The 13,037-nt window shown below is 64.1% G+C and carries 10 protein-coding genes; 3 read left to right on the top strand and 7 right to left on the bottom strand.

Going from position 1 to position 13,037, the window contains the following annotated elements:
- Complete coding sequence (gene alr / locus ACN9MZ_RS12685) at positions 1–1,089, bottom strand: alanine racemase (protein WP_426342464.1); 1,089 nt, start codon at positions 1,087–1,089, stop codon at positions 1–3.
- A 126-nt stretch (positions 1,090–1,215) separates the two neighbouring features.
- Here alr and lplT (ACN9MZ_RS12680) point away from each other — a divergent pair, with 126 nt between their 5' ends.
- Positions 1,216–2,478: a lysophospholipid transporter LplT gene (lplT, locus tag ACN9MZ_RS12680; RefSeq protein ID WP_426342463.1), complete on the top strand. Its 1,263-nt coding sequence runs from the start codon at positions 1,216–1,218 to the stop codon at positions 2,476–2,478.
- Between the two features lie 4 nt (positions 2,479–2,482).
- A complete protein-coding gene (lplT, locus tag ACN9MZ_RS12675; protein WP_426342462.1) occupies positions 2,483–3,742 on the top strand; it encodes a lysophospholipid transporter LplT in 1,260 nt (419 codons plus the stop codon).
- Here lplT (ACN9MZ_RS12675) and ACN9MZ_RS12670 read toward each other — a convergent pair.
- The 4 genes from ACN9MZ_RS12670 to tsaB form a co-directional block, all read right to left on the bottom strand.
- Entirely contained in the window at positions 3,739–4,716 is a 978-nt protein-coding gene (locus ACN9MZ_RS12670; RefSeq protein ID WP_426342461.1) for a DUF1853 family protein, read from the bottom strand. The genes lplT (ACN9MZ_RS12675) and ACN9MZ_RS12670 overlap by 4 nt on opposite strands.
- Positions 4,700–5,587 carry a uracil-DNA glycosylase gene (locus ACN9MZ_RS12665; RefSeq protein WP_426342460.1) on the bottom strand — a complete coding sequence of 296 codons (888 nt, stop codon included), beginning with the start codon at positions 5,585–5,587 and terminating at the stop codon, positions 4,700–4,702. Before ACN9MZ_RS12665 ends, ACN9MZ_RS12670 begins: the two co-directional genes overlap by 17 nt.
- 433 nt (positions 5,588–6,020) lie before the next feature.
- The gene (gene rimI, locus ACN9MZ_RS12660) at positions 6,021–6,491 is read right to left on the bottom strand and encodes a ribosomal protein S18-alanine N-acetyltransferase (RefSeq protein WP_426342897.1); all 471 of its coding nucleotides are present in this window, start codon (positions 6,489–6,491) and stop codon (positions 6,021–6,023) included.
- Positions 6,491–7,189, bottom strand: coding sequence for a tRNA (adenosine(37)-N6)-threonylcarbamoyltransferase complex dimerization subunit type 1 TsaB (gene tsaB / locus ACN9MZ_RS12655; protein ID WP_426342459.1), 699 nt, complete (start codon positions 7,187–7,189; stop codon positions 6,491–6,493). Before tsaB ends, rimI begins: the two co-directional genes overlap by 1 nt.
- A 40-nt stretch (positions 7,190–7,229) precedes the next feature.
- Between tsaB and ACN9MZ_RS12650 the strand changes: the two genes are divergently transcribed.
- Positions 7,230–7,652: a thioredoxin family protein gene (locus tag ACN9MZ_RS12650; protein WP_426342458.1), complete on the top strand. Its 423-nt coding sequence runs from the start codon at positions 7,230–7,232 to the stop codon at positions 7,650–7,652.
- On the opposite strand, the gene ACN9MZ_RS12645 is transcribed toward ACN9MZ_RS12650, so the two are convergent.
- Positions 7,638–9,905, bottom strand: a complete 2,268-nt coding sequence (locus ACN9MZ_RS12645; RefSeq protein ID WP_426342457.1) for a molybdopterin cofactor-binding domain-containing protein — start codon at positions 9,903–9,905, stop codon at positions 7,638–7,640. The two genes, ACN9MZ_RS12650 and ACN9MZ_RS12645, sit on opposite strands and share 15 nt — an antisense overlap.
- 10 nt (positions 9,906–9,915) lie before the next feature.
- Positions 9,916–13,032 carry an EAL domain-containing protein gene (locus ACN9MZ_RS12640; RefSeq protein ID WP_426342456.1) on the bottom strand — a complete coding sequence of 1,039 codons (3,117 nt, stop codon included), beginning with the start codon at positions 13,030–13,032 and terminating at the stop codon, positions 9,916–9,918.
- Positions 13,033–13,037 lie beyond the last annotated feature (5 nt).

The following is a 13,037-nucleotide window of genomic DNA, read 5'->3' as shown; positions in this document are numbered from 1 at the left end:
TTACGCCTCGATTACATGCACGCGTTGTGCCAGGGCGCACATCAATTCATAGCCGATGGTGCCGGCAGCCGCCGCCACCTCATCGATCGGCATGCCTTCGCCCCACAGCACGACTTTGCTGCCGACGCGCGCGCCGGGGACATTGGTCAGGTCGACCGTCAGCATGTCCATCGACACGCGGCCAACGAGGCGGGTGCGCACGCCATCCACCAGGATCGGCGTGTCGACCGGCGCGTGGCGCGGGTAGCCATCGGCGTAGCCGCAGGCCACCACGCCGATGCGCATGGCCTGCTCGGCCTTGAAGCGGCTGCCATAACCGACATAGTCGCCAGGGCCGATTTCCTGCACGCCGATCAATTCACTGGAGAGGGTCATGGTCGGCTTCAGGCCGAATTCCTGCGCAGTCTTGGCGCCGGGGGTGCCGCCGTACAGCATGATGCCGGGACGGATCCAGTCGGTCGCCAGGCTGGCGCCCAGCTCCGGCATATGCAGGATGCCGGCCGAATTGCACAAGCTGCGCGGGCCCGGCAGGCCGGCGGTCCCCTCATTGAAGCGGCGCACCTGCTCCGCCAGCGGCATGCACGGATGGTGCAGTTCGTCGGCGTTGGCGAAGTGGGTCATCAGGGTAATGGCGCCCACATGCGGGATGGCGCGCAAGCGGGCATGGGCCGCGGCGTATTCGCCCGGCTTGAAACCGAGACGGTTCATGCCGGTGTTCATTTTCAGGTGCACATTGATCGGGCGCGCCAGCGGCGTGCGCTCGAGCATTTCAAGCTGTTCGATGCAGTGAACGGCGCCTTCAATACTATGTTCCGCCATTGCCAGCAAGTCCGCGCAGTCGAACCATCCCTCTAAAAGAAGGACAGGCTTGGTCCAGCCCATCTCACGCAGGCGCAGCGCGTTGTCCGGCTCGATCAGCGCCAGGCCGTCTGCGGCAGCGAAACCGCGCATGCCGCGCTCCAACCCATGCCCGTAGGCGTTGGCCTTGACCACTCCCCAGGCTTTGGCGCCCGGCGCGCAGGCTTTGGCGCGCGCCAGGTTTTGTTGCATTGCAGCGAGATGGATGTGCGCGACGATGGGCCTTGGCATGTCTAAAACCGGCAGAATAAGAAAGCAGCATTCTACCTTTTGCGCTTGCAGGATGCTGGCCGAATTCTTGGGAAACCTTACTTTCCATGGTATAAAGCATGCCGAGATAATTATCTGGCGTCCTGAATGAATCGTGGTTTCTATACCATCATGGCCGCGCAGTTCTTTTCGTCGCTGGCAGACAATGCGCTGCTTATCGTGGCAATCGACCTGCTGGTGACCATGCAAGCTCCGGCGTGGGTAACCCCATTGCTGAAGCTGACTTTTGTGCTGTTTTACGTGCTGTTGGCAGCATTTGTAGGCGCGTTCGCTGATGCCCTGCCGAAGGGCCGGGTCATGTTCATTTCCAACCTGATCAAGATCTTTGGCTGCGCGCTGATTGTCTATCATGTGCACCCGCTGGCTGCCTATGCGGTGGTCGGCTTTGGCGCGGCCGTGTACTCGCCGGCCAAATACGGCATCCTGACCGAACTGCTGCCGCCCGAAAAGCTGGTGGTGGCCAATGGCTGGATCGAGGGCCTGACCGTCAGCTCCATCATCTTCGGCATTGCCATGGGCGGCGCACTGATTGGCGGGCCGGTGGCGGCGGCGCTGCTCCGCTTCGACATGCCGGGCATCGAAACGGGCCTGGATACGTCGGCCGAAATCGCGCTGGCGGTGGTCGGCGTCACCTACCTGCTGGCGGCGCTGTTCAACCTGCGCATTCCGGATACCGGCTATGTCTACGAGCACCAGGAGCGCAACCCGCTGCGCCTGATTTCCGAGTTCGCCGGCTGCTGCAGCATCCTCTGGCGCGACAAGCTGGGCCAGATTTCATTGGCCGTGACCACCCTGTTCTGGGGCGCCGGGGCGACCCTCCAATTCATCGTGCTGGAATGGGCCAAGCAATCGCTGGGCATGCCGCTGAACAAGGCCACCAGCACCATCGCCATCGTTGCGGTGGGCGTGGCAGTGGGCGCCGGCATGTCGGCGCGCTTCATCACGCTGCGCAAATCGCTGACGGTGATCCCGCTGGGCATTGCCATGGGCATCATCGTGATGGGCATGATCTTCGTGCATGACGTGCGCCTGGCCTATCCGCTGCTGCTGATCGTTGGCCTGCTGTCGGGCTTCTTCGTGGTGCCGATGAATGCGCTGCTGCAGCATCGCGGCCATGTGCTGATGAGTGCGGGCCACTCCATCGCCGTCCAGAACTTCAATGAGAACCTGTCGATCCTGACCATGCTTGCGGTGTATTCGCTGATGGTGAAGCTGCACCTGAGCCTGAATACCATCATCGTGCTGTTTGGCCTGTTCGTCGCCGGCTCCATGCTTGGCATCATGCGGCTGCATGCCGCAAACCAGCGCGAACACGACTCGCTCAGCCTGATCGGAGAGCATAAGCACTAAGGCGATGAAACGAGGTTTCTATACCATCATGGCGGCGCAGTTCTTCTCGTCGCTAGCCGATTCTGCGTTGCTGATCGTCGCAATCTATATGTTGGGGGCCATGAAAGCGCCGGCGTGGATGACGCCGATGCTGAAGGAGACCTTCGTCCTGTTCTACGTGTTGCTGGCGGCTTTTGTCGGCGCCTTTGCCGATGCCCTGGCCAAGGGCCGCGTCATGCTGATCGGGAACATGATCAAGATTTTCGGCTGCGCCCTGTTCTTCTACGACGTGCACCCATTGGCCGCCTATGCTGTCGCGGGCCTGGGCGCCGCCATCTACTCCCCGGCCAAGTATGGCATCCTCACGGAACTGCTGCCGCCGGAAAAACTGGTGGCAGCCAACGGCTGGATCGAAGGCTTGACCGTCAGCTCGATCATCCTCGGCACCGCGCTAGGCGGCGCCCTGATCGGCGGCCCGGTCTCGGCGGGCCTGCAGGCCCTTGACGTGCCGGGCATCGAGACCGGCTTCGACACGGTTAGCGAAATTGCGCTGGCGTGGGTGGGCGTGGTCTATCTGCTGGCGACCGTGTTCAACCTGCGCATACCGGACACCGGTTATGTCTATGAACGGCAAGAGCGCAACCCATTGCGCCTGGTGCGCGATTTCGCAGACTGCTGCGGCATCCTGTGGCGAGACAAGCTGGGCCAGATTTCCCTGGCCGTCACCACCCTGTTCTGGGGCGCCGGCGCCACCTTGCAGTTCATCGTGCTGGAATGGGCCAAGCAATCGCTGGGCATGCCGTTGAACAAGGCCACCACCACTGTTGCCATCGTCGTGGTCGGCGTGGCGCTGGGCGCCGTGCTGTCCGCGCGCTTCATTACCTTGCGCAAGGCGCTGTCGGTAATTCCGCTCGGGATCGCGATGGGCGTGATCGTGATGTCGATGATTTTCGTGCACGACTTGCGCTTAGCTTACGTATTGCTGCTGGTGGTCGGCGCTTTGTCGGGCTTTTTCGTGGTGCCGATGAATGCCTTGCTGCAGCACCGGGGCCACGTGCTGATGAGCGCCGGGCATTCGATCGCAGTGCAGAACTTCAATGAGAACCTGTCCATCCTTACCATGCTGGCCGTGTATGCCACGATGGTGAAGCTTGGCCTGGGCCTGAACACCATTATCGTGCTGTTTGGCTTGTTCCTGGCGGGATCGATGCTGGCCATCATGGCGCTGCATGCCGCCAACCAGCGCAAGCACGATTCACTCAGCCTGATCGGCGGGCACCACTAGGACGGCAGCCCGCCGTCGCTACGGCGCGCCTGGGCACGGGCGCGCCAATCATCCGGCACCACAAAGCCGCGCTCCGCTTCTTCCAGCCAGCCGCCCTCTTCCCGCACCGTTGCGACCAGCACGGGACTTGGGTCGGCGACGAATTTTTCCGCCAGGACGTCCAGCAATGCAGCGCGCGTGAGCGGTGCCGGCGTGGGAGTGCTTTCGCTGCGCTGGACAGGCGTGCGCAGGGGCGCCAGCCATTGCAGGCGCGGCATCACGATAAATTGTTCGCCTTGCGCGGCGGCTTGTTCGCTGTGGGTGCGCCAATAGCCGCGGCAGTGGTCGGGCGAAATGCCTTCGATCTGCGGCGCAGCTTCGGTGGCATGGTAGAACAGCCAGCCCTTGACCAGGGCCTGGGCTTGGGTGACGGGCGCGGGCGCGACTTTTTGCGCGATCGGGTGCTGTGATAACTGTAACTGGGCGTTGAAGATCTTGCGCATCTTCAGGCCCAGCGTGTCGGCCAGGTTGGGGCCGACCAGGCGATTGTAATTCCCGGAATCCGGGTCGCCGTCCAGCAAGTAGAACTTGGTGGCAAACTCGATGTGGCGCAAGTTTTCGCTGCCCTTTTCGCGCAAGAGAAAATCGAATTCGCCAATGGTGCCCTTCCTGCCGTCGCGGACTTGCAGGCCGTGGGCGGCCAGCGCGCCGTGCTGGGCAAAGTAGAAGGCCATCAGCTTCTCGGCATACAGGCCAAGGCGCGAGTAAAAGCGCTTGCCAAGGGCTTCCTCGAGCGGCGCAGGATCGGCGTCAAGGTCGTCCAGCCAGTTTGCCACCGCGGCCGTCATGGGACCGAGCGTGGCGATCTTGCCCTGCCAGTGCGGGCTGTTCGGGTCGAGCAGGTCGGGCGAGTCGAGCAGCCAGGCCAGCGCGCGAACGTGGGGCCGCGCGAGGTGACCCCATTTGCGGTGGAATGTCCTAGCGTCGGCCGGCATGCGCGGCTTTGGCCAGGCACAGATCCTGCCATGCCTTGGCCTTTTCTTCCGGCTTTTTCAGCAGGTCGGCCGGGTGATAGGTGGCGACGACCGGCACGGCGCCGTGCAGCATGATGCGTCCTCGTGCGGCGCCACCCAGCAGGCCTTTGCCGGTGCTGTGGCCGAAGGCGACGATGACTTTTGCCTGCGTCAGTTCCAGTTCGCGCTGGAGGTATGGGCGGCAGGCTTGCAACTCTTCGGCGCCCGGCGCGTGCGGGGCGTGGCATTTCACCAGGCTGGTGAGGTAGGCGCCCTTTTCCGCTGCCTGGCCGACGGCCTTCAGCATGTTGTCGAGCAGGTAGCCCGGATCACCGGCGAACAGGTAGCCTTCCGCATCCTCAGCCTGGCCTGGCGCGGTGTCGAGGGCGATCCAGGTCGCCTGCTCGTCGCCGCGGCCCGAGACGGCTTGCCGGCGGGTCTGGCAGCGGCCGCAGCGGGTGCAGGAGGCGATTGCCGCTTGCAGCGCAGGCCAATCCATCTGGGCGATTTGTTCATCCGTTGCAGGGCCGGGCGCTGGTGCGCTGGCGACGGCCGTGGCAGCGCCTCGCGGCGTTTGCTCGTTGCCACGCGTGGCCGCTGGCGCCATGCCTGGCGCGGCGGGCTGCTCGTCGTCGAACCATGATGGCGGTTCGTCCATCGGGATATCGTCGTAGGCTGGCGCGTCGTCGGCCCTGGCTGCCGGCGGGACGCCGGCGGTGCGCGGCGGCGTTGGCGCGGGCCTTGCTGCCGGCGCAGGACGCTGTGGCGGCGTTTCGGCAGGCTGCTCCGGAGCTGCCACCTTCTTGCGCTGCGGTTTGTATTCCGGCGTTGGGGCGTCGTCAAACCAGGACATGTCCTCGCCTGTCGATGCAATGCTTGGCGTGCCGGGCACGCGAACCGGTGCGGCCGGAGCCGGAGCGGCCTGCGCATCAGGCGCAGGCGGAGTCGGCGGCGCCTGGCGCGCGCCTGCAGCCGCCCCTGGCGCCGCGGAAGCTGCACGCGCGGCAGCGGCCGGCGATTGGGCGTTGCCGGGGGGCGCGGTGGCACGGCGGGAGCCAGTGCTGCGGCCGGCGCAGGTTCAAGGGCAGCGGCCTCCTGCGATGCGGCGGTCAAGTGCTGGCCAGCATCGGAAGCAAATTGCGCCGCGGCCGGCGCGGGCTGCGCGTCGGCGAACGCGTCATCCACTTCACCGGCACCGGCGGCATCAGGCGCAACCGTGCGATTGCGCAGGCGCCACTGCGGCCCCACGCCCATCTCCTCCAGGAACACGGCAGACCGGCGGTCGCTCATAAACCAAAACGCATCACGATAGCGTCCTCGCGAGTTGAATCGGCAGCGGGATAATAGCCTTTACGGCGGCCGATTTCGGCAAATCCGTAGCGCTGGTAGATCTCCAGGGCGCGCACGTTGGAAGGCCGCACTTCCAGCAAGATCGACTCCATGCCAAGGCCGCGCGACAAGGCGACCGCCTGGTTCACCAGCAGCCGTCCCACGCCGCGGCCTTGCCAATTGCGCGACACGGCCACATTCAGCAGATGCGCCTCGTCGACAATTCCCATCACCAGGAAATACCCCATCAACTGGCGATCCTGCGCGCGCAGGATCCAGGCGTGATAGCCCTGCGACAGCGAATCTGAAAAATTGGCGCGGCTCCACGGGTAGGGGTAAACCTCCTGCTCCACCGCCACCACCTCATCGAGGTCACTTTCCTGCATTGGCTCGTAGATTAGCCGGGCCAGGTCCCATAACTGATACATCATGCCTGCGACGCCTTCATCTCTTCACGTTCCGCCTTGGTATAGGCAACCTTATTGCGCAAGTAAAGCGGTTGCGCCTGTGCGGCAGGCACGGCGTGGCCGGCGGCGAAAGCAGCACGCCCGAGCTGCGCAACCTGCACCGCATGCGGCATCACCTCGCCATCGGCGCCATCGGCAAAGGCCTGGCCGGCAAACGCCTCGTCATAGGCGGCGAAGCCATTGCCGCAGGCGCGCGCCGGGCCGGCCGGAGCGACACCGGAAGGTGCCGACAATGCCGGAGGCAGGATCGCGACCGGCAGGCCGCCTTCAAAACGGTATTGTGCCCAATAGACCTCGTTCATGCGCGCATCGAGCACGGTGAGGACCTCGCCGGAGCCGTGGCGTTCGCGGCAAGCCAGCGCCATCGCGTCCAGCGTGACGACGGGCAGTAGCGGCAAGCCGGCGCCAAAACCAAGCCCCTGGGCGATGCCGCAAGCAGTGCGCACGCCGGTAAACGAACCAGGGCCTGCGCCGAAGGCAATGGCGTCGCAATCGCGCAGGACAATGCCTGCCTCGGCGAGCAATTCCTGGATCATGGGCAGCACTGCCTGCGAATGGGTGCGCACGCCGGACGATTCGCGGAAAGTCACGCGCTCCCCGCGCAGCAGGGCGCAGGAAGCCATTTCAGAGGATGTTTCGATTGCAAGAATGGTAGCCATGGCCGGTATTTTACCCTGTGGGCATGTACAATAGCACCCCATGCATAGCACTACCCTACATGCCGACAACCGCGCCGAAGTGGCCGCCGCGCTGGCGCAGGACCACCTGGTCGTGGCCTGCCTGTGCGCCGCCTGGTGCGGCACCTGCGCATCCTACCGCGCGGTCTTCGAGGAACTGGCAAGCCGCCACCCGGACAAATACTTCCTGTGGGTCGATATCGAAGACCACGCGGACCTGGTCGGCGACCTGGATGTCGAGAATTTCCCCACCTTGCTGATCCAGCGCCACGAGCACGTGGCCTTCTTCGGCACCATGCTGCCCGATCCGAACGTGGCGCACCGCCTGATCGAAACCCAGGCCGAACTCTCCGACGAAGAACTGGAACGCCAGGCAGCCTCCAGCCCGGAACGCCGCCAATGGCAGCAGGAATGCAACCTGCGCGCCCTGTTAGGCCAAACGTAAAGGAAGGCTGCGCAGGCGCTGGCCCGTCAGCGCAAACACCGCGTTTGCCACGGCCGGCGCGATCGGCGGAGTAGCAGGTTCGCCGACGCCTTCCGGCGGCTCGGCGCTCAGCACGATCACCGTTTCCACCAGCGGCACCTCGTTCATGCGCAGCACCGGATAGTCGGCGAAATTGCTTTGCACGACCTTCCCGTCCTTGATGCTGATTTCACCGCCCAGCGCCGCCGACAGTCCATAGACCACGCCCGATTCCACCTGCTGCGCTATGATGTTCGGATTGACGGCGATGCCGCAGTCGATCGCGCACACCACGCGATGCACGCGGATCTGCTTGTCCTGCACCGACACTTCGGCCACCTGTGCGACGATGGTACCGAAGGACTGGTGCAGCGCCAAGCCATGCGCGCGCCCTTCCGGCGCCTTGCCCGCCTTGGAGATGGCCGCGTTCAGCACCGCGAGGTGGCGCGGGTGGCCAAGCAGCATGGTGCGGCGGAACTCCACCGGGTCCTTGCCTGCCGCACTGGCCATTTCGTCGACAAAACTCTCCTTGAAGAAGGCGTTTTGCGAATGGCCTACCGAACGCCAGTTACCCAGCGGGACGGCGCTGTCGGCCACGACGTGGTTGATCTGCTGGTTCGGAATTTCGTACTGCATGTCGTACACGCCCTCGGCGGTCGAGCGATCCGGCCCGGCAGCAGGCATGCGCAGGTTGCGCCTGGTGAACTGGTGGGTCAGCGCGCCGCCGGCCGTCTTGGCTTCCCAGGCAATGATATTGCCGGCCGCATCGAGGCCCGCGGTCATGCGCGCCACCGCGGCCGGACGGTACACGTCGTGCGTGGTGTCGTCTTCGCGGCTCCAGATCACCTGCACCGGCAAGCCCTTGGCTTCACGCGCAATGGCAACCGCTTGCGCCACCATATCCATTTCCAGGCGGCGGCCAAAGCCGCCTCCCAGCAGGTATTCGTGCAGGATCACATTGGCTTCACTGACGCCGCCGACGCGCGCGGCAGCGGCGCGGGCAAAAGTCGGCGCCTGTGTGCCGACCCATACCGTGACCTTGCCGTCCTTGACCTGCGCGGTGCAGTTGATCGGCTCCATGCAGGCATGCGCCAGATAAGGCACACGGTACACCGACTTGATGGTGCGCAGTGCGCTGGACGCCTGCGCCATGTCGCCGCGCTTGTGATAGTTGTCGCCGTCCTCCGCCTCCAGGGCGTTGGTCAGCGATGCATAGATTTCCTCGCTGGAGAGCTTGGCGTTCGGGCCTTCGTCCCAGCGGATCGGCAGCGCGGCGGCGGCCTGCCTGGCCTGCCAGTAGCTGCGCGCAAGGACGGCAACACCGGCTCCGGCGCCATAGTTCTCTTCGATGGCATTGGAAAAGTCGATCACCGACAGCACACCCGGCATCTTCACCACCTCGCCCGGCGTCACGCCTGCAACCTTGCCGCCCACCACGGGCGACATGCGCACCGCCGCATACACCATGCCCGCCGGGCGCACATCGATGCCATACAGCGCAGTCCCCTCCGACTTGATGCGCGAATCGCGGCGCGGCACGCTGCTGCCGATCAGGCGGAAGCTATGCGGGTCTTTCAGGGTCACCTTGCCCGGCTGGCCAAGCGCAGCGCGCGCGGCGACCACGCCGTAGCCAACCGATTTCTTGCTGATGTCGTGATACAGCACGCCATTTTCGGCGCGCACCTGCTCCGGCGGCACCTTCCATTGCTGGGACACTTCGGCAACCAGCATGGCACGCGCCGTGGCGCCAGCCTCGCGCATCGAAGTCCAGGCATCTTTCACGCTGGACGAGCCACCGGTAATCACAATGCCCATCTCGCGCGCCACCTTGCCCAGCATCCAGCTCGCCAGCTCCCGCGAGCGGCCGGTATCATCCGGATGGAACGGCAGGGTTTCACGCATCACCGCCAGGTTGGCGTAGATCTTGTCGGCCGGCGCCTGAATCACCTCGATCGCGTCCAGGCTCACATCCAGCTCCTCTGCCACCAGCATGGACAGCGCCGTGTGCACGCCCTGCCCCATTTCCGCACGCGGCATGGCCAGCTGCACGCTGCCGTCGGGGGCAATGGCGATCCAGCCATTCAGGGCGACGGCGCCGTGTTCAAGCGGCAGCGGCGCCTGGCCGCGCACGCGCTGGCGCGGCGGCATCACGCCCCAGCCAAGCACCATTGCTCCGGCGACGGCAACGCCGCTCAGCAGGAAACGGCGACGGGGAAATTTCTTCGGTTTGAGCATGGCACTCTCGTCAAGGCAGCCAGCGCTGCAGCAAATCGTCCGGCATCACCGGACGGCTGTAAAAGAAGCCCTGCGCCTGGTTGCAGCCGTGGCGCAGCAGGAAGGCCGCCTGCTGCTCCGTCTCCACCCCTTCGGCGATGACGGACAGGTTCATGCTGCGGCCCAGCTGGATAATGGCAATCGCGATCGCCTCGTCATTGACGTCGGTCGAAATGTCCTTGATGAAGGAGCGGTCGATCTTCAGGGTCTGCACCGGCATCTGCTTCAAGTAGGCCAGGGACGAATAGCCGGTGCCGAAATCGTCGATCGCCAGCGACACGCCAACGGCGTGCAGGTCGTTGATGAAGCCCAGCGCATCGCCGGTATTCATGATCACCGACTCGGTCACTTCAAGTTGCAGGCGATGCGGCTCCAGGCCGGTTTCGCGCAGGATGTCGGCCACGGTGCTGACCATGCTGCCGCGCTCGAACTGCTTGGCGGACAGGTTGACCGCGATCTTCGGCACGTGCAGGCCAGCTTCCTGCCAGCGCACCATCTGCCGGCAAGCTTCGTACAGTACCCACTGGCCCAACTGGCTGATGAAGCCGGTATCCTCGGCCAGGGGAATGAAGCGATTGGGCGGCACCAGCCCCAGTTCCGGATGGTTCCAGCGCACCAGGGCCTCTACGCCCAGCAGCTTGCCGGTATCGATTTCCACCTGCGGCTGGAAGTTCAGGAACACTTCCTCTTTCTCGATGGCGCGGCGCAGGTAGGTTTCCAGGCGCAGGCGCTCGACGCCCTCGCCCGACATGGAAGGCTGGTAGAAACGGTAGCCGTTGCGGCCGCGCGCCTTGGCCTGGTACATGGCCACGTCGGCATTGCGGATCAGCATATTCAGGTCGCTGGCATCGGTCGGGAATACCGAAACGCCGATCGAACAGGTCACGAACAGTTCGTGGCCCGCCACCATGAAGGGATGCTCGAACATCATCACCAGCTTTTCGGCCACCTGGCCGGCGCCATACTGGCCTTCCACATCTTCCAGCAGCACGATGAACTCGTCGCCGCCAAGGCGCGCCAGGGTGTCGCCCTCGCGCAGCTTTTCCGACAGCGCGTGCGCCACCTGCTTCAGCAACTCGTCGCCGATGTGATGGCCCAGGGTGTCGTTGACGTTCTTGAAGCGGTCCAGGTCGATGAACAGCAGCGCCAATTGCTCGTTGCCGCGCGTGGCGCGCTGGATGGCGTGCTGCAGGCGGTCGTGGAACAGCAGGCGGTTCGGCAACTGGGTCAGGGCGTCATGGTGAGCCAGGTGATCCAGCTTTTCCTGCGATTGCTTGACCAGGGTAATGTCGCTGAACACACCGACATAGTGGGTCGTCAAGCCGCGCGTATCGCGCACCGCGGTCAGGGTCAGCCACTCCAGGAACAATTCGCCGCTCTTGCGCATGCTCCAGATTTCGCCGCGCCAGTAGCCATGCTCCACCAGCTCTTTCCACAATTCGGCGTGGAAGCCTTCGTCGTGGCGGCCGGAGCGCGTCAGTCCAACGTCGTGGCCCAGGGCTTCCGCTTCGGTGTAGCCCGTGATCTGGGTAAAGGCCGGGTTGACTGCCACGATGGTGCCTTTGTCGTCGATCACCATCACGCCATCGGCGATGTGCTCCAGCACGGTAGCCGACAGGCGCAGTTTTTCCTCCGCTTCCTTGCGCGCACTAATGTCGGCATAGACCCAGATCGAGCCCTCGTTCGGCCGGTTCTGGTCAATGGCGCAGCCCGATACCATGCACCAGAACAGCGAGCCGTCCTGGCGCCGGTAATTGCGTTCTTCGCTGAAGTACTCGCCGCTGCCCAGGGTGGAATACTGGCGCGCGCCGGCCGATTCAAAATCGAAGGTGGTCGGGAACACGATGGCAGTGGAAGCCCCGATCATCTGGCCCGGCTCATAGCCGAACAATTCTTCGCAGCGGCGGTTGACCGAGACGATAGTCCGGTGGCGCACGAACATCACGCCGAACATCACGTTATCCAGGATTGCGCTTTGCTCGGCCAGCAAGGCTTCGATACGCATTTCATTGTGCTTGCGCTGGCTGATGTCGGAGATGATGCCATCGACCCAGGGCGCCCCGCCCGCCTCCGCCGCCTGCGGCTGGCCATTCTCGGCCACCCAGCGCTCGGTGCCGGTGGAGTCCATGATGCGGTATTCGATTTCGTAGGGCTTGCCGTCCTGGATCGCCTGTACCACCACGCGCCGCTGGCGTTTGCGGTCTTCCGGGCAAATCAGGTTGGCCCAGGCATGCGTGGTGCTGCGCATGAACTGCGACGCCGAATAGCCGGAGATCTCCTCGATGGCGTCCGATACGAAATCAATGGGCCCGTCGGGACGGAAGCGGAACACCGCACCTGGCACCTGGGTCACGATGGTGCGAAAGCGCTCTTCGCGCTGGGCGATATCTTCGAACAGGCGCTTGATCGCCACCCGCATCTGGTCCAGCTGGCCCGCCAGGCGGCCCAGTTCATCGCTCCCGCTCAATTCCATGCGGGTTTCGAAATCGCCATGCGACAGGCGGTCGGAGAAGCGCATCAGCTTGCGCAGGGGCTTTAGCAGGCGCTGGTTCAGGAACAGCACGATCAGCAGCAGCGACACCGTGAGTTGGGCCGCCAACACGAAGACATAGGACAGCTGCTTCTCGCGCAATTCCTGCTGGCTGCGGGCGTCGTCCATCTCGACCATGATCTTGCCGATCTTTTCGCCGCGTACCATGATTTCGCGCTCGGCCCGCACCACATTGCCGATGGCGCGCTTGGGAGCTTCGACGTGCATGAACTGGGTGTCGGCCTGGCCGGTGACCTGCACCTGCAGCACCGAGCGGTCGCGCATGACGGATTCGACCAGCGAGTGGGCCGATTCCGCATTCATATTCCACAGCGATTCCTGCATGCCCAGGGCCAGGATGTCGGCGTTGCGCTGCAGCGATTCGTTGAGGGCGGTCTGGGCGGACTTCTGTTCGTGCACCCCGATCAGCAGGTAAGAGCCGATAATGGCAGGAATCACCAGGCCGCCGAATACCACCAGTAACAAGGCGCCATAAATCGACAGCCCATACAGAGCGCTCAGGCGGGACCTTAATTTGTTATAAAAATTCCGAGCCATTCAGC

Source organism: Pseudoduganella sp. S-14 (assembly GCF_049913285.1).
Taxonomy (GTDB): Bacteria; Pseudomonadota; Gammaproteobacteria; order Burkholderiales; family Burkholderiaceae_D; genus Rugamonas.
This window is presented reverse-complemented; position numbering and strand designations above follow the sequence as displayed.